The 20,697-nt window shown below is 62.3% G+C and carries 22 protein-coding genes; 7 read left to right on the top strand and 15 right to left on the bottom strand.

What is annotated here, in order from left to right; all coding sequences use genetic code 11:
- Positions 1–37 precede the first annotated feature (37 nt).
- Positions 38–1,393, bottom strand: a complete 1,356-nt coding sequence (locus QM609_RS11515) for a sensor histidine kinase (RefSeq protein WP_076948561.1) — start codon at positions 1,391–1,393, stop codon at positions 38–40.
- A gap of 24 nt (positions 1,394–1,417) precedes the next feature.
- On the opposite strand from QM609_RS11515, the gene QM609_RS11510 reads away from it, so the two are divergent.
- Together QM609_RS11510 and QM609_RS11505 are read left to right on the top strand one after the other, a co-directional pair.
- Positions 1,418–1,933 carry a DUF4352 domain-containing protein gene (locus QM609_RS11510; RefSeq protein ID WP_003945701.1) on the top strand — a complete coding sequence of 172 codons (516 nt, stop codon included), beginning with the start codon at positions 1,418–1,420 and terminating at the stop codon, positions 1,931–1,933.
- A complete protein-coding gene (locus QM609_RS11505) occupies positions 1,930–2,412 on the top strand; it encodes a hypothetical protein (RefSeq protein ID WP_064111334.1) in 483 nt (160 codons plus the stop codon). Before QM609_RS11510 ends, QM609_RS11505 begins: the two co-directional genes overlap by 4 nt.
- On the opposite strand, the gene QM609_RS11500 is transcribed toward QM609_RS11505, so the two are convergent.
- Positions 2,387–2,821, bottom strand: coding sequence for an OsmC family protein (locus tag QM609_RS11500; RefSeq protein ID WP_007726950.1), 435 nt, complete (start codon positions 2,819–2,821; stop codon positions 2,387–2,389). The two genes, QM609_RS11505 and QM609_RS11500, sit on opposite strands and share 26 nt — an antisense overlap.
- A gap of 98 nt (positions 2,822–2,919) precedes the next feature.
- Positions 2,920–4,143: a TetR/AcrR family transcriptional regulator gene (locus QM609_RS11495; RefSeq protein WP_042923747.1), complete on the bottom strand. Its 1,224-nt coding sequence runs from the start codon at positions 4,141–4,143 to the stop codon at positions 2,920–2,922.
- Between the two features lie 339 nt (positions 4,144–4,482).
- On the opposite strand from QM609_RS11495, the gene QM609_RS11490 reads away from it, so the two are divergent.
- The 3 genes from QM609_RS11490 (at position 4,483) to fadD5 (ending at position 7,933) form a co-directional block, all read left to right on the top strand.
- A complete protein-coding gene (locus QM609_RS11490) occupies positions 4,483–5,472 on the top strand; it encodes an NAD(P)H-dependent flavin oxidoreductase (protein WP_064075123.1) in 990 nt (329 codons plus the stop codon).
- Positions 5,469–6,248, top strand: a complete 780-nt coding sequence (locus QM609_RS11485; RefSeq protein WP_003945899.1) for an enoyl-CoA hydratase — start codon at positions 5,469–5,471, stop codon at positions 6,246–6,248. The genes QM609_RS11490 and QM609_RS11485 overlap by 4 nt, the downstream gene beginning before the upstream one ends.
- A gap of 95 nt (positions 6,249–6,343) precedes the next feature.
- Positions 6,344–7,933: a fatty-acid--CoA ligase FadD5 gene (gene fadD5 / locus QM609_RS11480; protein ID WP_042451945.1), complete on the top strand. Its 1,590-nt coding sequence runs from the start codon at positions 6,344–6,346 to the stop codon at positions 7,931–7,933.
- A 57-nt stretch (positions 7,934–7,990) separates the two neighbouring features.
- Here fadD5 and QM609_RS11475 read toward each other — a convergent pair whose 3' ends face one another.
- The 5 genes from QM609_RS11475 to QM609_RS11455 all read right to left on the bottom strand — a co-directional run bounded on the left by QM609_RS11475 (position 7,991) and on the right by QM609_RS11455 (position 13,670).
- A complete protein-coding gene (locus QM609_RS11475; RefSeq protein ID WP_007726965.1) occupies positions 7,991–8,470 on the bottom strand; it encodes a nucleoside deaminase in 480 nt (159 codons plus the stop codon).
- A gap of 77 nt (positions 8,471–8,547) precedes the next feature.
- Positions 8,548–11,091: an ATP-dependent Clp protease ATP-binding subunit gene (locus tag QM609_RS11470; RefSeq protein WP_003945604.1), complete on the bottom strand. Its 2,544-nt coding sequence runs from the start codon at positions 11,089–11,091 to the stop codon at positions 8,548–8,550.
- A gap of 297 nt (positions 11,092–11,388) precedes the next feature.
- Positions 11,389–12,246 (bottom strand): esterase/lipase family protein, encoded by an 858-nt coding sequence (locus QM609_RS11465; RefSeq protein WP_076948560.1) that lies wholly within the window; start codon positions 12,244–12,246, stop codon positions 11,389–11,391.
- A 38-nt stretch (positions 12,247–12,284) separates the two neighbouring features.
- Positions 12,285–13,181: an esterase/lipase family protein gene (locus QM609_RS11460; protein WP_076948608.1), complete on the bottom strand. Its 897-nt coding sequence runs from the start codon at positions 13,179–13,181 to the stop codon at positions 12,285–12,287.
- A gap of 150 nt (positions 13,182–13,331) precedes the next feature.
- On the bottom strand, positions 13,332–13,670 hold the full coding sequence (locus QM609_RS11455; RefSeq protein WP_003945673.1) for a histone-like nucleoid-structuring protein Lsr2: 339 nt from the start codon (positions 13,668–13,670) through the stop codon (positions 13,332–13,334).
- A 79-nt stretch (positions 13,671–13,749) separates the two neighbouring features.
- Here QM609_RS11455 and QM609_RS29270 point away from each other — a divergent pair, with 79 nt between their 5' ends.
- Complete coding sequence (locus QM609_RS29270) at positions 13,750–14,202, top strand: DUF8017 domain-containing protein (RefSeq protein ID WP_228232430.1); 453 nt, start codon at positions 13,750–13,752, stop codon at positions 14,200–14,202.
- A gap of 111 nt (positions 14,203–14,313) precedes the next feature.
- On the opposite strand, the gene lysS is transcribed toward QM609_RS29270, so the two are convergent.
- From lysS to QM609_RS11435, 3 genes are read right to left on the bottom strand one after another with little or no spacing between them, the layout of a single operon-like run.
- Positions 14,314–15,825: a lysine--tRNA ligase gene (gene lysS / locus QM609_RS11445; protein ID WP_003945834.1), complete on the bottom strand. Its 1,512-nt coding sequence runs from the start codon at positions 15,823–15,825 to the stop codon at positions 14,314–14,316.
- A gap of 11 nt (positions 15,826–15,836) precedes the next feature.
- Positions 15,837–16,340 (bottom strand): anthrone oxygenase family protein, encoded by a 504-nt coding sequence (locus QM609_RS11440; protein WP_076948559.1) that lies wholly within the window; start codon positions 16,338–16,340, stop codon positions 15,837–15,839.
- A complete protein-coding gene (locus QM609_RS11435) occupies positions 16,337–17,170 on the bottom strand; it encodes an NAD(P)H-binding protein (RefSeq protein WP_076948558.1) in 834 nt (277 codons plus the stop codon). The genes QM609_RS11440 and QM609_RS11435 overlap by 4 nt, the downstream gene beginning before the upstream one ends.
- An 80-nt stretch (positions 17,171–17,250) precedes the next feature.
- Between QM609_RS11435 and QM609_RS11430 the strand changes: the two genes are divergently transcribed.
- Complete coding sequence (locus tag QM609_RS11430) at positions 17,251–18,210, top strand: AraC family transcriptional regulator (RefSeq protein ID WP_076948557.1); 960 nt, start codon at positions 17,251–17,253, stop codon at positions 18,208–18,210.
- A 21-nt stretch (positions 18,211–18,231) separates the two neighbouring features.
- On the opposite strand, the gene QM609_RS11425 is transcribed toward QM609_RS11430, so the two are convergent.
- The 4 genes from QM609_RS11425 to panD form a co-directional block, all read right to left on the bottom strand.
- Positions 18,232–18,654: a rhodanese-like domain-containing protein gene (locus QM609_RS11425; RefSeq protein ID WP_003945445.1), complete on the bottom strand. Its 423-nt coding sequence runs from the start codon at positions 18,652–18,654 to the stop codon at positions 18,232–18,234.
- The gene (locus tag QM609_RS11420; protein WP_007726989.1) at positions 18,651–19,169 is read right to left on the bottom strand and encodes a cysteine dioxygenase; all 519 of its coding nucleotides are present in this window, start codon (positions 19,167–19,169) and stop codon (positions 18,651–18,653) included. Before QM609_RS11420 ends, QM609_RS11425 begins: the two co-directional genes overlap by 4 nt.
- 261 nt (positions 19,170–19,430) lie before the next feature.
- Positions 19,431–20,246 (bottom strand): type III pantothenate kinase, encoded by an 816-nt coding sequence (locus QM609_RS11415; protein WP_007726991.1) that lies wholly within the window; start codon positions 20,244–20,246, stop codon positions 19,431–19,433.
- A 3-nt stretch (positions 20,247–20,249) separates the two neighbouring features.
- Positions 20,250–20,696 carry an aspartate 1-decarboxylase gene (gene panD, locus QM609_RS11410; RefSeq protein WP_003945761.1) on the bottom strand — a complete coding sequence of 149 codons (447 nt, stop codon included), beginning with the start codon at positions 20,694–20,696 and terminating at the stop codon, positions 20,250–20,252.
- Position 20,697: the final 1 nt, after the last annotated feature.

The following is a 20,697-nucleotide window of genomic DNA, read 5'->3' as shown; positions in this document are numbered from 1 at the left end:
ATTACCCAGAGCCCCCGACAGTTAGAGGGTGGGAGGGTTACGACGACCAGGGCACCCAGCAACTGACGAGGAAATCGTCCCCCAGCGCGCCTGCCTCCACCTTGCCGCCGATCTCTCTTGCCTGTTCGGCCAACCCGCGTAGGCCGGACCGTGAACCGATCGACGTCATGGGTGCAAGCTCGCTCAGCTTGTTGCGTGCGAGGATACGAATTCCGTCGTGCGGCGACCCGGTCACCGAAATGACGAGCATCTGGTCGCTCGCGTACTTCTGGACGTTGGTCAACGATTCCTGAACGACGCGATAACAGACGTGGCCCGCCAGCATTCCGACATCACCCGGGAGCAACTCCGATTCGAGACGGCAGTGAATGCCCGCGGCGCGTGCACCGTTGACCAGATCGCCGATCGCGTCGATCCCCTGGTGCCCGCCGTGTTCGCGGCGATCACCGCTTCCCCTGAGCACTCCGACGATTCCCTTCAATTCGTCCAAAGCCTCGTGCGCGGTGGTTCTGATCATCGCAGAGGTGTTGACGACCTTCTCGGGATTGTCTGCCGCGCTGACCTGTAACCCACCGGCGAACAACGAAATCCGGCTCAGACTGGCCGCGATCGTGTCGTGCATGTCGCGCGCGATCCGCGTTCGTTCCTCGGTGCGAATCATCTCGTCGCGCATCACGTCTGTTTTCTCGGTGGCAAGATCCCGTACGTGTTCGGCCTCGACGAGTTCGGTTCTGGTCCGAATCAGGAGCGAGAGCGCCACGACGATGCCGACCATGACGGCTGCGACGAGCCACGGGATCCAGATGGCGACGTCGTATTGAACAACCGCCGAACCATCCTTGGGTTTCATCGTTCCCATCGTGAGAACGGAGTACTCACGATTGCGAAAAGCGTCGTAGGTCAACGAAATTCCGCACGCGACGAAGACAGCTGCCGCAGCGGCAGCAAGCCGAGGCCCACGCGCGATCCGAGCAACGGCGAACAATGCGATGAGCGCCGCCGTCGCATCGGTGGGGAAGAACAACGGGCCGACCAGCGTGATCGCCAGAACCACCCAGGGATACTGATGGCGCCACACAAGCGATATCCCACCGGCCACGCCCAGGACGAACCCGATACCGACCAATACCGGTGGCATATTTCCCGACGCGCCTGCGATGCCCACCGTCATGAAGGAACAGAAAAGGCTGAACGCGACAGCGGCGGTAGTCCATACGCGTCGTCGCACAACGGTTCCTTTGGTGGTGATCACCGAGCAAGCGTATCCACCGCCACCGACGCCTCGAATCAGCCGAACGGGTGGACGAACCGCCAGGCTCCGACCGAAAGGATGAGGCGGACCGATCTTTCGACCGAAGCGGTGAGCAGTCCTCACATCGTTGACTTGTGCCATACCAACTCTCGAAAGGCGCACATCATGCGATCACTCCGCACTCCCCTCGCCCTCCTCGCCGTCGGCGCAGCCCTGTTCGCAACCATCGCCTCGGGCGAGACCGACGAAGCGAAGAAGGTCGACGACAACGGTTCTTCCGCCGCACCTGCGGCCGCCTTCGGAATCGGTGACGTCGTCGAACTGGGCGACTGGCGCGTCCAGGTACACGGCGTCGTCGATCCCTACGTCTCGACCAATCAGTTCATCACCGCTGATCCCGGAAACCGCTACGTCGTGGTCGACACCGAGGTCACCAACAACAGTGACAAGCCGTCGACGGTCTCGTCGATGATGTGCTTCGAACTGCAGGACTCGGCAAACAAGTCGTACAACATCACGTTCACCGACAGCAGCACTTCGAGTGTCGACGGAGAGCTCGCGCCGGGCGCTGCCAAACGAGGCGAATTGGCGTACGAGGTCCCCGAAGCCGCCACCGGTCTGCGCCTTCAGTTCAAGTGCGATCTGTTCTCGTCCGGCTCGGCAACCATCAACCTGTCGTGAACCGTCCGGGCGATCTGCTGCTGAATCCGTGGGCACTGGTCTCGGTGGCCGTCATCTTGATCAACGACCACGTACTCAAAGGGGCATTCGGGAACACGATGACGGGCAAGCTGTCCGACGTTGCCGGTGTGTTCCTGCTTCCCCTGCTTCTGCTCTCGGTTCTCGAGGTGCTCAGGCGAAGTCTGGTGGGGCGAGCAGCGATCGCCTGGTCCATCGCAGTCACGGGGATCGGCTTCGCCGCCGTGAAGGTGATACCGCCGATCGGCGACGCATACGAGTGGGTGATCGGGTTTCTCCGCCTGACCGCAGGAGGATTCCGCGGAGATCTCTTGCCGATCCTGGTCTATCGCGATCCCTCGGACCTGTGGGTGCTCCCGATCCTGTTCGCGAGCTACCTGGTCGTCACACACAACCGCACTCGGGCGCCGGAGGGGGCGCCCGAGCGCGAGATGATCAGTCCAGGGCCGCATCCAACGTGATGTCGACGCCGGTCAGCGCCTTGCTGACCGGGCAGGTTTCCTTGGCCGCCTGGGCAACCTTGGCAAAACCGTCGGCGTCGAGGCCGTCGACCTCGGCGCGAACGGTGAGCTTGATTCCGGTGAGCTTGAATCCGACCGTGTCGGGGCCGAGTGACACGTCCGCGGTGATGTCGAGGCTCTGGGGGGTCCCGCCGGCCTCGGCGATCAGGGCCGACAACTGCATCGCATAGCAGGACGAATGCGCCGCGGCGATGAGTTCCTCGGGGCTGGTGGTTCCGCCGGCCTCCTCAGCTGCGCGCTTGGGGAACGACACGTCGAAGGTGGCGACGCCCGAGCTGGTGAGTTCCACCTGTCCCGATCCGGCCTCGAGGGTGCCGTTCCAGGCGGTGCGTGCGGTACGAGTTGGCATTGCTGTCCCTACTTCCGTCTTCACATGATTCGGTGAACGCCTTGCGATCACGAACCTACCCGCGATACGTGAAGTCACACCTACTGTTTCGGGCGGGACTACCCGAGGAGCGTCGCGGACAGCAGTTTCTCGACGCGGGCCTGCGCGGAGTTCTCCGAGGAAAAGTGCACGATTCGGCCGATGTCGAAGACCAGTCCGAGCGCCGCGTGGACGAGAAACCGCGCTTGGACGATCGACAACTCCGGACGCGCCTCGACACACAAGTGCGCCCACTCCTCGACGTTCAAACGCTGAATGTTGCGCAACTCGGTCCGTGATCGATCCGGCAAACTGCCGATCTCGGCAAAGTACACGGCCAACAGTTCGCTGGTTCCGAACGAAACCTCGACGTACATCTTCGCCAACGTCTCGACGGCCGCGAGAGGAGTCTCCGACTCAGCCAACGCCGAGCCCAACGTCATAGTCAGACGATCGGACGCACGGTGGAAGGCCGCAGCAAGAAGGTCGGCCTTGCTCGCGAAGTGCCGATACACACTCGACGCGTTGATACCCGCCGCGGCACCGATCTCCTCGATGCTCACGTCGTGGTAGCCGCGCTGATAGAACAGCAACACTGCTTCCTGAAGCAGCACTTCGCGTTTCGACGTCCGTACGAGGCCTGTTTTGCGTTCGGACGCCCCTGCCCTCGCGCCGTCCTCCTCGGCAGCGGGCAATTCGACGCCGATGACGGACCAGCATGCCGCAAGAATCAGCGCTTCGATCTGCTTGGCGGACAACGCGGATCGATGACCGGTGATACTGGCGATCACACTGAGCACGGCGGGCGCGATGAGTTCTACATCCGCCGGGTCGAGTTCCGGACGAACCGCTGCCAGCGGCTCGGCGATCCGAAGATTGAGCGTGCGCATTCCCACCCGCAATTGCTCACGATCCTCGTCGACCAGGTACCTGCCCTCCCATCGGTAGAGCCCTCCCCGGCGCCGATTCTCGATCGTCGCGCGGATGACACCCACCATCGTGGAGTTCAACTGCTCGCGTGGATTTTCGTTTCCGTGCACAGCTGGATCGCTGGCATCCAACAACGCCTGCGTCAGGTTGTTCACGGTGTAGACGAACAGGGCGTATTTCGTGGGGAAATGACGATAGAGGGCCGGACCGGAAATTCCGACCTTCGCTGCGATCTCGTCGATGCCCACCGCGTGGTAGCCACGTTCGCTGAATGCTTCCGCAGCAGCGGCCGCGATTTGCGCCTTCCGATTCTTCGGACGCGTCCGTGGTGCAGGGTCGCCGCCACGCACGGAGACGCGTGTCTGTCCGGGCACCTGACCCTCCACTTCCGTTGCTTTCTCTTGCACTGCCTTCGTCCGCTGCACCGCACTTCCACGGGCGCGAGTCCGAACGGATCATGTTAACCGTCGCGAAGGTCGCAATTCGCGCCCGGTACTGCTTCACCCGAAACCCTACAACGCAGTTGTAGCGGCGGACGGATTCCGGAAAAAGAGTCTTGACACCCGCTCTCTCAGCGGTGTTATGTTAGTGACGATTCGCACAACCTCGCACGTAGTCCGCTGGCGGGCTCGTTCCCTGCGGCGTGAAGTTTTCTTCGCCCGCAAGAGGGTTCGATGCCGAATGACCGACCGTAAGAAAGTAGTTGTGAGCAGATGATTCGCACTCGCTTCACCGAAATGTTCGGCGTTGACCATCCCATCGTGCAAGGGGGCATGATGTGGGTGGGACGGGCAGAACTTGTTGCGGCCACGGCAAATTCCGGCGCCCTCGGGTTCTTGACGGGCCTCACTCAACCCACACCGGAAGACCTCGTCAAGGAAATTGCTCGAACCCGCGATCTCACCGACAAGCCTTTCGGCGTCAATCTCACTATTCTGCCGTCGATCACGCCGCCGCCGTACGCCGAATACCGCCAGGCGATCATCGAATCCGGGATCAAGATCGTCGAAACCGCCGGTTCCAATCCGATCGATCATCTTCCGCATTTCAAGGACGCGGGCGTGAAGGTTATCCACAAGTGCACTGCAGTTCGACATGCGGTCAAAGCCGAGAGACTGGGCGTCGACGCCGTCAGCATCGACGGCTTCGAATGCGCCGGGCACCCAGGCGAGGACGACATACCAGGGCTCATTCTGATTCCGGCGGCCACGCAGCAACTCACGATTCCGGTGATCGCTTCAGGCGGAATCGCAGATTCACGTGGACTCGTCGCGGCGCTTGCGCTCGGAGCAGACGGCGTCAACATGGGAACTCGCTTCATGTGTACCGCGGAATCCCCTGTCGCACAATCGGTTAAAGAGCAGATTGTCGCAAACACCGAACGCGACACCAAGCTGATCTTCCGGACGCTTCACAACACCGCGCGCGTAGCCGCGAATGCGATCAGTGCCGAGGTCGTCGACATCGAAGCACGTGGCGACGCGCAGTTCAGCGACATTCAGCATCTGGTAGCCGGAGCCCGCGGACGCAAGGTCTTCGAGGACGGCGACCTCGATGCAGGCATCTGGTCCGCCGGACAGAGCCAAGGATTGATCAACGACATCCCGACCGTCGCCGACATGATCGACCGCATGGTCTCGGAGGCCGAACACCTCATCACCTCACGGCTTTCCGGATTCGTCACGGCTGTGAGCGCGGCATGACCGCCACCGCCGAGACGGGCTTTCGCTCCGAAATCACCGACGGTGTACTGCGATTGACCTTCGACCGCCCGAAGCGGATGAACGCGATCGATCTGCCCACGATGACTGCTTTCGCAGCTGCCGTCCACGACGGCGGCGCAGACCCGGCCGTTCGCACCATCGTCATCACCGGATCCGGTCGAGCGTTCTGCACCGGAGCCGACCTCGCCGCAGCGGCCGTCAACCCCGCAGACCCGAAAGTCGTCATGGATGCGGCGACGTCGCTGATTCGCGCCATCACCAGCGCCCCGGTCCCGGTGATCGCCGCGGTCAACGGCCCGGCCGCCGGCGTCGGCGTGTCCATCGCTCTAGCCGCGGACCTGACGTACGCCGCATCGAGCGCCTATTTCCTCCTCTCCTTCGTCAACATCGGCTTGATGCCCGACGGCGGCGCCAGTGCGTTGGTACCGGCAGCGATCGGACGCGCCCGAGCGGCCGAGATGGCATTGCTGGGCGAGCGAGTTTCCGCCGAGGACGCAGAGCGGTTCGGGCTCGTGTCCCGCACCGTCGCCGACGACGCGTTCGACGCACTCGTCGACTCCGTCGTCGATCGCACGTCGAAGGCTCCCCGACGCGCCCTCGAACTCACCAAGCGCGCACTCAATGCGGCGACACTGGACCGCCTCGATGCTGCGCTGGAGCTCGAAAATACCGGTCAGGCAGAACTTCTCACTGGCGAGGACTTCAAAGAAGGCGCGATGGCGATGCTGCAGAAACGCGCGCCCCACTTCAAGTAATCACTGCGAATTTTCGTTAACAAAACCACTGTACGAATCGACGGCTCACTGTAGCCTGAGTCACACAATCACCCACGCATGAGAGGAACCCATCGATGGCCTCCACCGATGCAGTCTCCGAGGCGCAGCGTTCACGCCGCACCAACTGGAACAATCAGATCGCCAGGCATGCGCAGATGATTCCCGATCGCACCGCACTGCGATTCCTGGGCGATTCCATCACCTGGAGCACCCTCGACGCACGCGTCGAGAAGCTGGCGGACGCTCTTGCCCGACGCGGCGTCAGCTTCGGCGACCGCGTGCTCATCCTGATGCTCAACCGCCCCGAATACCTCGAGGTCGTGCTCGCGACCAACGCACTGGGCGCCATCGCTGTTCCGGTGAACTTCCGTCTGACACCACCCGAGGTCGCTTATCTGGTAAACGACTCCGGCTCCAAAGTCATTGTCGCCGAAGGACCGTTGGCTCCGTTGGCCGGAGCTGCGCGAGCCGCGTCCGAGGGTATCGACATCTCCATCACCGTAGGCGCCCCCGCCGAGGGTGACAGCCTGAATTACGAGGACTTGATCAGCGAAGAGGGCGAGTCGCACGCGTTCGTCGACATCCCGGACGACACTCCTGCACTCATCATGTACACCTCGGGAACCACCGGTCGCCCCAAGGGCTCGGTGCTCTCCCACTCCAACCTGTCTTCGCAAGCATTGACCTGTATCAGGGCCTTCCACCTGTTCAATGCCGATTCCATCGGCTTCTGTGCGTCGCCCATGTTCCACATCGCAGCCCTCGGTTCCATAGCGCCGAGCCTGCAACTCGGCACGACCACGGTGATCCATCCGGTCGGCGCATTCGACCCGGGTCAACTACTCGACATTCTGGAAGCCGAGAAGGTCACCAGCTTGTTCCTCGTGCCCGTGCAATGGCAGGCCGTGTGCGCAGTACAGAAGGCGCAACCTCGAGCACTGTCGCTGAAGAACATCTCGTGGGGCGCCGCACCGTCGTCCGATACGATCCTGCGGGCAATGGCCGAAACCTTCCCGGACGCATTCAATGTCGCGGTCTTCGGTCAGACCGAGATGTCGCCCATCACTTGCGTTCTCGACGGCGAGGATGCGATTCGTAAGCTCGGATCCGTCGGTCGGGTCATCCCGACCATCTCGGCCAGGGTCGTCGACGAGAACATGGACGACGTGGCACCCGGTGAAATCGGTGAAATCGTCTACCGCGGGCCCACGATGATGAGCGAATACTGGAACAACCCCACCGCCACCGCTGACGCCTTCCACGGTGGATGGTTCCACTCCGGCGATCTCGTTCGAGTCGACGACGAAGGCTTCGTCTACGTCGTGGATCGCAAGAAGGACATGATCATCTCCGGCGGAGAGAACATCTACTGCGCGGAGGTGGAAAACGTTCTCTACGAACACGAATTGATCGTCGAAGCGGCCGTCGTCGGCCGCCCCGACACCAAGTGGGGCGAGGTGCCGGTAGCGATCGTCGCGATGGCGCCAGGTTCAGCCGTGGACCTGACCATCGAGGAGCTGAGCAGCTTCCTCAACGATCGTCTCGCGCGCTACAAGCACCCGAAGGACATCGTCGTCGTGGAAGCACTGCCGCGCAATGCAAGCGGCAAGGTCGTCAAGGGTGAACTGCGAGAGAAGGTTCGAGCGGTCGACGCAGTTTCCTGACTTCACACGCAAACGGGCGGCACCTCCAGCGAGGTGCCGCCCGTTTGTGTGTGCCCGTCAAGCACTCGGCGAATGCAACTTCCGATGCAGTTCTCGCACCAGCGGAACCAACTCCGGCACCGGGCCTTCGACCGGGACGTTCGGCGCAACCTCGTTGACGGACAGAGACTTCACCGGCGCCGGGGACACACCCCACTCCGCGAGCCAGTCGCCGAGTTGAGCCGAAGAGCAGATGTAGACGATACGTCCGAGGCCCACCCACGCGTGCGCGGCCGAACACATCGCGCAGTGCTCTCCCGAGGTGAATACCGTTGCCGTCGAACGCTCGTCCGGCGTCAGGTACTGAGCCGCCCACCGAGCCAGCTCGAACTCGGGGTGGCGAGTGTTGTCGCCGCCCGCGATCCGGTTTCGGTCCTCCGCCAGAAATGTTCCGTCGGCCGCTGCCAGGACGGAACCGAAAGGTTCGTCGCCGGCATCCAATGCTTCCGTTGCCAATTCGACGCAACGGCGCAGGTGACCCAGTTCGATGTCGTTCATGTGTACGCCCTCTCCCGTGATACACGAAACGGGCGGCACCGGTGAGGTGCCGCCCGTTCGTTACCTACTCTGCTGTACTACTCTGCTGCGCTTTCGCTTTCGCCGGCCTTGGTCAGCTCGATCGGCGGTGCGTCCGGCACGTCGATCGGCTTCTTGGTGGGCGTGAACGTGAACTTCGCGTCCTCACCCGAGCCTTCGCCGTCCCAGTTCTCGACGTCGACGAGCACGATGTGGCCGGGTCCGATCTCTCCGAAGAGGATCTTCTCGGACATCTGGTCCTCGATCTCGCGCTGGATGGTGCGACGCAGCGGTCGTGCACCCAGTACCGGATCGAATCCGCGCTTGGCCAGAAGCGACTTGGCCTTGTCGGTGACCTCCATGGCCATGTCCTTGTTCTTGAGTGCCGCCTCGACGCGAGCGAGCATCAGGTCGACCATCTGAACGATCTGCTCGTTCGTGAGCTGATGGAAGACGACGATGTCGTCGATACGGTTCAAGAACTCGGGACGGAAGTGCTTCTTCAGCTCGTCGTGAACCTTGAGCTTCATGCGCTCGTAGTTCGACTCCGTGCCCGTTCCCGAGCTGAAGCCCAGGCCGACTGCCTTGGAGATGTCCGACGTACCGAGGTTGGACGTGAAGATCAGCACCGTGTTCTTGAAGTCGACGGTACGTCCCTGACCGTCGGTGAGACGGCCGTCCTCGAGCACCTGCAGGAGGGTGTTGTAGATCTCCTGGTGTGCCTTCTCGATCTCGTCGAACAGCACGACGCTGAACGGCTTGCGGCGCACCTTCTCGGTGAGCTGGCCACCCTCTTCGTACCCGACGTACCCGGGAGGGGCACCGAACAGACGCGAAGCGGTGAAGCGGTCGTGGAACTCGCCCATGTCGATCTGGATCAGAGCGTCGTCGTCGCCGAACAGGAAGTTGGCGAGCGACTTCGCGAGCTCCGTCTTACCGACACCGGACGGGCCGGCGAAGATGAACGAGCCCGAGGGACGCTTGGGATCCTTCAGACCTGCACGCGTACGACGGATCGCCTTCGAGACGGACTTGACCGCCTCTTCCTGGCCGATGATCCGCTTGTGCAGTTCCTCTTCCATGCGGAGCAGACGAGTGGTCTCCTCCTCGGTGAGCTTGAAGACGGGGATACCGGTCCAGTTGCCCAGAACCTCGGCGATCTGCTCGTCGTCGACCTCGGCAATGACGTCCAGGTCGCCCGCACGCCACTGCTTCTCACGCTCAGCGCGCTGAGCAACGAGGGTCTTCTCCTTGTCACGCAGGTTCGCAGCCTTCTCGAAGTCCTGCGCGTCGATCGCGGACTCCTTCTCGCGACGCGCGTCGGCGATGCGATCGTCGAATTCGCGCAGGTCCGGCGGTGCAGTCATCCGACGGATACGCATTCGCGCGCCCGCCTCGTCGATGAGGTCGATCGCCTTGTCCGGCAAGAAGCGGTCGTTGATGTAGCGGTCGGCCAGCGTCGCCGCTGCCACGAGAGCACCGTCCGTGATGGAGACACGGTGGTGAGCCTCGTAGCGGTCACGAAGACCCTTGAGGATCTCGATGGTGTGCTCGACGGTCGGCTCGCCCACCTGAACGGGCTGGAAACGACGCTCGAGAGCAGCATCCTTCTCGATGTACTTGCGGTACTCGTCGAGCGTGGTGGCACCGATGGTCTGCAGCTCACCGCGAGCAAGCTTGGGCTTGAGGATGGAGGCCGCGTCAATAGCGCCCTCGGCCGCGCCCGCACCCACGAGGGTGTGCAGCTCGTCGATGAACAGGATGATGTCGCCGCGGGTGTTGATCTCCTTGAGAACCTTCTTCAGGCGCTCTTCGAAGTCACCGCGGTAACGGCTGCCGGCCACGAGCGACCCGAGGTCGAGCGTGTACAGCTGCTTGTCCTTGAGGGTCTCGGGGACCTCACCGTTGACGATTGCCTGAGCCAGGCCCTCGACCACAGCGGTCTTACCGACACCGGGTTCACCGATGAGAACCGGGTTGTTCTTGGTACGACGCGAGAGAACCTGCATGACACGCTCGATTTCCTTCGAGCGGCCGATGACCGGGTCCAGCTTGCCTTCGAGGGCAGCTTGCGTCAGGTTGCGACCGAACTGGTCGAGCACGAGCGAGGTGGACGGCGTGCCGGCCTCTCCGCGGGTGCCACCGGTTTCGGTGGGCTCTTTGCCCTGGTAGCCCGACAGCAGCTGGATGACCTGCTGGCGGACGCGGTTGAGATCGGCACCGAGCTTGACCAGAACCTGGGCTGCTACGCCCTCACCCTCACGGATGAGACCGAGCAGGATGTGCTCCGTACCGATGTAGTTGTGTCCGAGCTGCAGCGCTTCGCGCAGACTCAGCTCGAGGACTTTCTTGGCGCGCGGTGTGAAGGGGATGTGACCGGACGGAGCCTGCTGGCCCTGGCCGATGATCTCCTCGACCTGGCTGCGGACTCCCTCGAGGGAGATACCCAACGACTCCAACGACTTGGCTGCGACACCTTCGCCCTCGTGAATGAGGCCGAGAAGGATGTGCTCCGTGCCGATGTAGTTGTGGTTGAGCATCCTGGCTTCTTCTTGAGCCAGGACAACAACGCGCCGCGCGCGATCGGTGAACCTCTCGAACATCGCTCTCCCTCACACTCTCCGGCGGGCAGGTTCGAGACCGGATGTCTCGTCCCTGGTCGCCGCGTTTCGCTCCGGCACTACAGACTGATCGCCTCGCCGGTCAGCGGACTGACGTCCACGAATCGACAAAGGTTGCACGACCCCACTTATTACTCTAGAGGGCGCGAAGTCCACCTGCTGCTCCTCCACCCGATTGGCGGCGGAAGCCGGACTGCTTACCGTTCACAACGTCGCAGCTGAGGGAATCGTTTCCCGGTTCCTGTACGCCTGAAGCGAACAGCGATTTTCGACGCCTGATCAGCCGAATATCGGGAGTACCCGAGCGCACGGCACCTCACGCGGATTCGACGGATCCAGCGCGTTGAGCGTCAGAGTCGCCGTTCGCTGCGACGCCACCAGCACGATGTGATCCGACAGGTCCTGCTCGCAACCGTCCTGAACAACTATGTTCGACGCGTTCGACGCGGCCAGTATTCCGCTGCTGTACGGAACGACCACTTGATCGAACCGAGTCACGATGTTGGTGTACTCGACGTCATCGGAGTAGACGCCCGCGTCGCGCAGTTCGGTGACGAAGCTGGCGTTGTCGAAATCCGGTCCCCCGACGCCTTCCGGCGGGCCGACCTCCGAGCCGTCCCACAACGGAGCGATGGAGACGATCTTGGAAACGTGCGTGTCACCGCCGAGGAACTTGGCGTAGTAGGCACTGACCGTCGTCCCCTGGGAGTGCCCGATCAGGTCGACCTTCGAGGCACCCGTCGCAGAGAGAACGTCGTCGACGAAGTCCGACAGCTGCCCTGCGCTGTCTCCGAGTGGTGCGAGACCGCCGGCTGCGGAAATCGGCCACGGCTGGTCCGTTCGATTCCCGAAGGTGAGCGCAAAAACGCAGTATCCCTCGTTGGCTAGTACGGGTGCGAGTACGCCCCAATTGGTCTGACGGTTGGCCGCCGTCCCGTGCACCAGGACGACTGGATCAGGATGAGCAGCGGAAGGCGTGCACGAGAAGTCGTTGGTGCCAGGGGCCGATCCGCCCGGGCTGGTCGCTTCGAGGGCGATTCCACTGAGGAAACCGGACGGAACGGGTAGAGGTTCGTTCGCCGACGCAAGAGACGGCGCGGACACGGCCACGGCTCCCGCCACAGCGAGAGCGCCCACGCATGTTCGAATCCCCACCGAAGGCCTCCGCATAGTGATCAACCCACGACGGGCAATACCGAGTTGCACGGTACCGGCCGCTGATGCGCGGGGTCGAGTGCATTGAGAGCAAAAGTCGCGGCGCGCAGCGATGCCGCGATGGCGAGGTGATCGGAGATGTCTTGCTCACAACCGTCCTGGACGACGATGTTGGTGGCGTTCGGCCCAGGCTCCAGCCCATTTGTATACGGCAGCACCAGTTCGTCGTAGCGGGTCGTGATGTTCGTATAGTGAACACCCGGCGCGTAAACGCCTCCCGCACGGAGATTTTCGATGAACTCCGAGCCTGCCCCCATGTTCAGACATGCCTTGCAGATCGGGAATCCGGCCTGCGCTGCCTCGGATACCCCGAGTTCGCGAAGGCTGCGGCCGACACTTACCTGCTCGTTTCCGAGCGTTCCCTTCCACAGCGACGCCACCGAGACGATGTTGTCCACTTTATCGGCACCACCGAGGAACTTCGCGTAGTACCCGTTGATGATGGTGCCCTGGGAATGTCCGATCAGATCTACCGATGTAGCACCCGTGGCATCAAGTACCTTATCGACGAAATTCGACAATTGTACTGCGCTGGAAGGAATTTCCTGCATTCCACCGATGGCCGACAACGGCCAAGGCTGCTCGGGGAAGTTGCCGTATGTCAGCGCGAAGACGCAGTAGCCCTCGTTGGCGAGCAACGGCGCATAGGTGGCCCAGTTGGTCTGCCTGTTTCCACCCGTTCCGTGAACGAGCACAACCGGATTGGGATGTTCGGCAGTCGGTTTACACGAAAAGTCATTGGATCCAGGAGCTGAACCGCCAGGATTTCCCAACTCCTGAGGAACACCGGCAAGGAAGGCATTGGGCACGGGCAACGGAGCCTGAGCCGAAGCCACGGAGGTGAACCCGACGAGCATCAGAGCGGCAAGAACCACGCCCCCGAACAACCTGTTTCTGTGCACGACCGACTCCTCTACGAGAGATGCGAACCGTGCAGACGCTAACAAACTAGAACGCGTTATCAATCCGTTTCGGCAAAATGCGCCCGAATCCATTCGCGATCCATTTCAGACGGCCTTTTCGTAGGCTCGGCGCACCTCGGTGGAAATACGACCGCGGGCCGAAATCTCGAAGCCGGCACCCTTGGCCCATTCGCGGATGGCGGCACTCTGATCGCGGTCCGCAACGGGACGGGATTTGGTCACCGCTCCGTTGACTGATTTGGCGGAATTCGACTTTCTCGCATGAGGAATCCACTTTTTCAGTGCATCGCGCAGTTCCGCGGCGTGGGCGGCGGTGAGATCGATTTCGTAAGCAACTCCGTCGACGGAAAACTCCACAGTTTCGTCCGCGGGCGATTTTTTGTCCAGATCGTCAACCATCGTGACAACAACCTTTTTCACCACGACCATTCCTCCCCAGATCCTTCGATAAGCAGCGACAATAGCACCTGGACAAACGTCCTGTCTCGGCTCGTCAGGATGATTGGGACTTCTCGCCGCCGGGTATGCCGGTCGACTTGTCTTGCGACAAAGACAGTGCCGATACACTCCTCGCGACGCATCGGGGGATGCATCCAGACTGGGGAATCATGACAGACGACGACTCGAGAAAAGACCTCTACCGAGCGCAATCTTCGCCTCCAAGAACGGCACTCTCGCCAGTATCGCTTACGGCGGACCCACGAATTTCACCATCTCCGGACGCCCGGCGATCCGGTACACCGCAACCGTCACAAATATCCCGGCGGACAACGAATGCGATCCGCCCTCAGCACAATTCGATGTCGTCACCACACCCGGATACTCCACAGCCGAGGTCATGGTCTTCCTTGTCCAGTCGGATCAGGGACTACCTGACGCACTCAACCAGGGCACGATCGACCAAATCATCGCAACAATTCGAAAGTCCGAAACTCAGGCGACCGCGCATGGATGAATCCTTTGTCGCAGGCGAATGTCGTTGGGAACTAATCGAATACCTTGGGAGCGCCTCAACTGAAAAAGGTTCGGCCGCAACATGTGCGGCCGAACCTTGATCGAAGTAAGGCTAGCGAGCGGACGGACGAACGATCGGGAAGAGGATCGTCTCGCGAATACCGAGACCCGTCAAAGCCATCAGCAGTCGATCGATTCCCATGCCGGTGCCGGTGGTCGGCGGCATGCCCTGTTCCATCGCGGCGAGGAACTCCTCGTCCAGCACCATCGCTTCGTCGTCGCCTGCCGACGCGAGGCGCGCCTGGTCGACAAAGCGCTCACGCTGGATGACCGGGTCGACAAGTTCGGAGTAGCCTGTCGCCAACTCGAATCCGCGGATGTACAGGTCCCACTTCTCGGTGACACCCTTCTTGCTGCGGTGATCACGGGTCAGGGGCGATGTCTCGACCGGGAAGTCACGGACGAACGTCGGCACGTACAGCTGATCGCCGCACTGGTGCTCCCACAGCTCCTCGACAAGCTTGCCGTGGCCGTAACCCTTGTCCTTGGGAACCTCGAGGCCGACCTTCTCCGCCAGAGCGAGAAGCTCGTCGACCGTTGTATCCGGCGTGACCTCGGTGCCGATGGCAGCCGACAGCGACGGGTACATCTCGAGAACCTGCCACTCGCCACTGACGTCGTACTCGGAACCGTCGGCGAGGGTGAGGACCTGCGTGCCGAATGCTTCCTGCGCAACTTCCTGGACGAGTTCACGAATCATCTTCGCGGAATCGTCGTACGTGCCGTAGGCCTCGTACGTCTCGAGCATCGCGAACTCGGGCGAGTGAGTGGAGTCGACGCCCTCGTTGCGGAAGTTGCGGTTGATCTCGAAGACCTTCTCGATACCGCCGACGACGCAACGCTTGAGGAACAGTTCCGGCGCGATACGCAGGTACAGGTCGATGTCGAGGGCGTTCGAGTGCGTGACGAACGGGCGAGCTGCCGCGCCGCCGTGCAGCGTCTGCAGCATCGGCGTCTCGACCTCGAGGAAGCCGCGGCTCTCGAGTGCATTGCGCAGCGCACGGACAACTGCGACGCGCTTGCGGGCGTTGTCCCGAGCCTCGGGGCGAACGATCAGATCCGCGTAGCGCTGACGCACCCGGGACTCTTCGCTCATTTCCTTGTGAGCAACCGGCAGGGGGCGCAGCGACTTGGACGCGATCTGCCACGCGTCGGCCATCACGCTGAGCTCGCCGCGACGGGAGCTGATGACCTCACCGTGGATGAAGACGAAGTCGCCGAGGTCGACGTCGGACTTCCAGGCAGCCAGTGCCTCTTCGCCGACGCCGGCGAGGCTGATCATGGCCTGCAGCTGGGTACCGTCGCCTTCCTGCAGAGTCGCGAAGCACAACTTGCCGGTGTTGCGCATGAAGATGACGCGGCCGACGACGCCGACCAGCACGCCAGTCGCCGTGTCCGGCTCGAGTTCCGGGTACTCCGCGCGGATCTGCGCGAGCGTGTGGGTGCGATCGACCGAAACCGGGTACGCCTCCTGCCCCTGCGCCAGGATCCGTTCACGCTTCTCGCGCCGGATACGGAGCTGCTCGGGGGTGTCGTCGACTGGCTGGGCTTCTACATCACTCACGGGGTACAAGACTACTGGGCCGTGTCCACCGCGTTTGTTGCTGGTAGCACCGCGGCAACCGCGAGCACGATTCCCGACAGCAGGTACAGCCCGACCCGAACGTGATTCCACACCGTCCAACCCACCTCGTACGACGCCCATGCGGCCGCGTCGGTAGTGCTGACCGAGGCAAACGCGTCGTTGCGAGGGACGTGGTAGATCGCGGTCACCGCGAAGGACACGAGCACCCCGACGCAACCGACGACAGCAAGGACCCAGCCGTCCGGTCTGGAGATCGCTGCCCAGATTCCAGCGGCGATCGCGGTGAGCGCCGATCCGACCAGCGGCAGCATCAACGCACTACGCGGCGCTTCGACGTTGATCGCCTGCATCGACGTGATCGCGGTATGTGCATCCACCGACCGCAGGGCGGGCATCACGAAGGAAGAGAAGGCAAACAACGCACCACCGGCAACGAGCGCGCCGAGCGCAGTCACCCCGAGCAACAGCTCCAAGAAGATCTCGGATTTCTTCACGACCAGACCCCCGTTCGGGCAGCCTCGCCGGCAAAAGTGGTGAAATCTCGAGCGGGTCGTTCCAGGACCTCTTCGACGACGCCGGTCACACTTTGATTTCGTCCGTCGAGAACCTCGGCAAACAGGTACATGAGTAACTCCACGACGTCACTCGGGACGCCGACCTCCGCCATGCCGTCGGAAAACTGTTTGAGTCCAATTCTTTCGAATGTCACGAGACGACCCGACGCCGTCGAAATCGCATCCACCGCCGCCGCGAAAGTGAGCAACTCCGGACCTGTCACCTCGAGAACTCGGCCGAGGAGGTGGGTTCGAGTCAACGCGGCCACCGCCACGTCGGCGAGATCGTCGACGTCGATGAACGGCTCCCCCACCTCACCGACCGGAAGTGCCAGGTGGCCTTCCCGAATCGGATCGAGTAGGTACCCCTCACTGAAGTTCTGGGCAAACCAACTGGCCCGCACCACAGCCCATTCCAGACCGCTGTCGGCGAGAACCTGCTCGGCTTTCTGCGCCGCCGGTTCACCGCGCCCGGACAGGAGCACCATGCGACGAACCCCTTCGCGGTACGCAAGCTCCGCGAACTCCTCGATGTGGGCGCTCGATTCCGGAACAGCCAGATCTGGCGCATACGTCACATATGCCACGTCGACGCCGGACACTGCTGGCTGCCACGTCGTCTGATCGTTCCAGTCGAAACACGCCCCGGATGTTCTCGATGCGATTCGGGTACGGATTCCCACCGCCGTCAGCCTCTGCGCAACGCGCGCACCGGTCTTGCCGGTACCACCGATCACTACTGCCGATTGAATGTCGCTTGTTGTCGTCATGCACTCATTCGACCGCGGAGCGTCAATACGATCCATAGCCGAAGGTCGCAAAAACATACGCCAGCGTCTACCGTCGAAGCATGGATGCATTGTCGATGATGCTGGCCGGATCGCGGGCGGAGGGCGCTTTTCTACTGCGCTCGCTGCTCGATCCACCGTGGTCATTACGTATCGAGGACCACGCACCGATCACCGTGCTGGTTCTGGTTCGAGGCAGCGCGGTCGTCGTCTCCGACACCGGACAGACAGAAGATCTCGAGGCCGGCGACGTTGCACTGTTGCGCGGCCCCGATCCGTATACGGTCGCCGATCACCCGGACACACCAGTCCACGTACTGATCGACGAAGCACAGAATTGCGCCGCGGTCGACGGCACAGCACTCGAGGACATGTCGGTTCTCGGCGTTCGCACCTGGGGCAACTCGACCAGTGGTCAGACCGTCATGCTCACGGGCACATACCGTTTGGACTCCTATGTCAGCCGTCAGATCCTCGACAGCCTGACACCCGTCGCGGTAGTACGACGCAGCATCGAAACCGCGCCGATGACAAACCTTCTGGAACAACAGATCGCCGCCGACGGGCCCGGACAGGAAGTGTTGTTGGACAGGCTCCTCGACCTGGTTCTGATCTCGGCGGTCCGTACCTGGTTCGCGGCGAACCCGGATCGATCGCCGCGATGGATCAAGGCCTACGAGGATCCCATCATCGGGCATGCCTTGCGGCTCATACACAATCGGCCGGAACACCCCTGGACGGTCGCGGCTTTGGCCCAGGAGGCCGGCTGTTCGCGAGCGGCCTTCGCGCGCCGGTTCACCGGTCTCATGGGGATCGGACCGGTTGGCTACCTGACCGAGTGGCGCTTGTCGGTGGCGGCAGATCTGCTCGCAGACCCGGCACGAACGGTGTCGTCGATCGCGCGAGAAGTGGGTTACTCGAGCCCCTTCGCCCTCACAACCGCGTTCACCCGTCATCACGGAATGAGCCCGAAGATGTACCGCCAGACCCGCTGTGCGCCTTTATTAACCGCCCGCGGTTAATAAAGGCGCACAGCAAATACCTCAATGAGCTGACACAGCCGCCAACTCGCGGGAGCAATGACGCACTCCGCTGAGCGCACCGAGCAGGCCGGCGGCCTTGATCGCCTGGTATCCACCCACGAGATCGGTGGCCTTGTGCAGACCCAACTGCTGCAACGACGCTGCGGCCAGGCTCGAGGTGTAACCCTCGGAGCAGACGATCACCCACTCGACGTCGTGGTCGGTGGCCAACGCGAGGTGTGCGCTGCTGGTGGGGTCGAGGCGCCATTCGAGCACGTTTCGCTCGATCGCGAGTGCACCGGGAAGAGTTCCCTCGATGGCGCGCTGCGCCTGCGGGCGAATGTCGACGAAGATCGCGCCGCGGTGGAAGGCTTCGGTGAGCTGGAAGACGTACATACGATCGATCTGTGCGCGAGCGTCGTCGAGCATTTGGTCGATGGTCATTTGGTGCCCCCCTCGGGCAGGTCGGTCAGCTCGGTACGGGTGCGGCGAAGTGTCCGGTGATCCGTCACTTCGTAGAAGGACATTGCCGTCAGCGGCGGCGAGTAGGCGTGAACGCTCAGAGTCGGTGCATCAGAGCTGATTTCGATCGGAGCACCGGGAGCATCCGTCGAACGCACGACATCGTGAACCCATCCGAGCGGGAACGAAGCCTGATCGCCGGCGTCGAGCTGGCGTTCCACCAGGGCGTCACCGGCCCAACGGAATTCGGTGAGCGAACCACTGAGGACGGTCAAGGCACCGAACGAGCCTGCGTGGTCGTGCAATTCGGTGTTGCGTTCGGGCACCCAACTGATGAGCCACACATCGACGTCGTCGTCCGCGTGCAAGCGGGTGGACCAACGGTCGAGCGTCGGGAAGGTGTCGGGGATGAGGTGATCGAAACGGCCGTCGAGCACGCCGTTTGCTCCCTCGTCGGTCAGACGCAGCAGATCGGCCGGGCGAAGGCGGGTAGGCAACGACGCACCACTCGGGCGACGTCCGGACGCCCCACGGTTAGCGCTACGACCTGCGGAAACAGCACGGTCAGCAGTAAGAGTCGGGGCCAAAACAGAGAGATCTGCAGAATATGTGGATAGCACGAGCTAGCTCCAAGGAATGTGAATTGGTCAAGGCAGCGGTCAGCCTCGACAACACTCCTGAGCACCCATGCAGCGATTCACGAGCACCATTGTGGCATAACTTTTGCAATCGCGAAACCGCTGGAACGAAACCATCGATCAGGCGACGGGTCGTCGACCGGATCCACGACGCGCCTGATTGCGCTCGAAGACCAACCTCAGCCCCTCGAGGGTGAGGTCCCGTTCGAGGTGATCGATGGTGTCGGACTCGGGAATGATCAGCGGTGCGCTGTCCCCGGTCGCGATCACGGAGACGTCGTCACCACCGAACTCCGGTAGTTCGTCGCGGACGCGGTTGACCAATCCGTCGACGAGGCCCGCAAAGCCGAATACCGCACCGGACTGCATGCATTCGACGGTATTCTTGCCGACCACCGAACGCGGGCGCACCAATTCGACCTTGCGCAGCGCCGCGGACTGCGACGCCAAGGCATCGGTCGAGATCTCGAGTCCGGGCGCGATGCAGCCGCCCAGAAACTCACCCTTGGCGGAAACGACGTCGACACAGGTCGACGTACCGAAGTCCACGACAATGCATGGCCCCTCGTAAAGATGATGAGCGGCAAGGCTGTTGACGATCCGGTCGGCTCCCACCTCTTTGGGGTTGTCCACCAGCAGTGGCACACCGGTGCGAATACCCGGTTCGACCACCACATGGGGAACGTGACCCCAGTACCGCTCGAGCATCACACGGATTTCACGCAAGACGGACGGCACTGTCGACAGCGCCGCAACGCCGGTGATCTGATCGACATGAGAACCCAACAGCCCACGGAAGGTCAACGCCAACTCGTCGGCAGTCATCCGAGGATCGGTTCGCATTCGCCAGTCCTGCAACAGCTTCGAATACTCACCAGTCCCGGAGAACAGACCGAGAACGATGTTGGTGTTCCGGACGTCGACCGTGAGCAGCATGGATTACACCAGGCTGGATTCGCGCGAGGCCTCGAGCGTCGACAGCATGCGTGGGGTGATCAGACCCGAACCCTCCGGCGCGTGAGCCGGGTCGGAACCGAGTTCGATCTGCTTGTTGTCGGCATCGACGAAGACTACGCGCGGGGAGTACTCCTTGACTTCCTGCTCGTTCATCACGCCGTAGGCGATGAGGATGACCAGGTCGCCTGGCTTGACCAGATGCGCTGCCGCACCATTGATTCCGATGACACCGGTTCCGCGCTCGCCGGCAATGACATACGTCTCGAGACGCGCACCGTTGTCGATGTCGACGATGCACACCTGTTCGCCTTCGAGGAGGTCTGCGGCGTCCATCAGATCCTGGTCGACGGTGACGGAGCCGACGTAATGCAGGTCGGCGTGAGTCACGGTGGCGCGGTGGATCTTCGACTTCATCATCGTGCGAAACATA

It is taken from the genome of Rhodococcus sp. IEGM 1302, assembly GCF_030056935.1.
Classification (GTDB): Bacteria; Actinomycetota; Actinomycetes; order Mycobacteriales; family Mycobacteriaceae; genus Rhodococcus_F; species Rhodococcus_F qingshengii.
Note: the sequence above shows the minus strand (reverse complement) of the source record. Positions and strands in the feature narration are given on the sequence as shown.

What these genes read in the sequence shown, in the direction of transcription:
- QM609_RS11500 (WP_007726950.1), bottom strand. Translation starts at nt 2,821, where the DNA reads ATGCCAACTCGTACCGCACGCACCGCCTGGAACGGCACCCTCGAGGCC.
- QM609_RS11475 (WP_007726965.1), bottom strand. Translation starts at nt 8,470, where the DNA reads ATGAACGACATCGAACTGGGTCACCTGCGCCGTTGCGTCGAATTGGCA.
- QM609_RS11485 (WP_003945899.1), top strand. Translation starts at nt 5,469, where the DNA reads ATGACCGCCACCGCCGAGACGGGCTTTCGCTCCGAAATCACCGACGGT.
- QM609_RS11435 (WP_076948558.1), bottom strand. Translation starts at nt 17,170, where the DNA reads ATGACGACAACAAGCGACATTCAATCGGCAGTAGTGATCGGTGGTACC.
- QM609_RS11460 (WP_076948608.1), bottom strand. Translation starts at nt 13,181, where the DNA reads ATGCTCGTCGGGTTCACCTCCGTGGCTTCGGCTCAGGCTCCGTTGCCC.
- QM609_RS11430 (WP_076948557.1), top strand. Translation starts at nt 17,251, where the DNA reads ATGGATGCATTGTCGATGATGCTGGCCGGATCGCGGGCGGAGGGCGCT.
- QM609_RS11510 (WP_003945701.1), top strand. Translation starts at nt 1,418, where the DNA reads ATGCGATCACTCCGCACTCCCCTCGCCCTCCTCGCCGTCGGCGCAGCC.
- QM609_RS11470 (WP_003945604.1), bottom strand. Translation starts at nt 11,091, where the DNA reads ATGTTCGAGAGGTTCACCGATCGCGCGCGGCGCGTTGTTGTCCTGGCT.
- QM609_RS11490 (WP_064075123.1), top strand. Translation starts at nt 4,483, where the DNA reads ATGATTCGCACTCGCTTCACCGAAATGTTCGGCGTTGACCATCCCATC.
- QM609_RS11425 (WP_003945445.1), bottom strand. Translation starts at nt 18,654, where the DNA reads ATGACCATCGACCAAATGCTCGACGACGCTCGCGCACAGATCGATCGT.
- QM609_RS11515 (WP_076948561.1), bottom strand. Translation starts at nt 1,393, where the DNA reads ATGGCACAAGTCAACGATGTGAGGACTGCTCACCGCTTCGGTCGAAAG.
- QM609_RS11415 (WP_007726991.1), bottom strand. Translation starts at nt 20,246, where the DNA reads ATGCTGCTCACGGTCGACGTCCGGAACACCAACATCGTTCTCGGTCTG.
- fadD5 (WP_042451945.1), top strand. Translation starts at nt 6,344, where the DNA reads ATGGCCTCCACCGATGCAGTCTCCGAGGCGCAGCGTTCACGCCGCACC.
- panD (WP_003945761.1), bottom strand. Translation starts at nt 20,696, where the DNA reads ATGTTTCGCACGATGATGAAGTCGAAGATCCACCGCGCCACCGTGACT.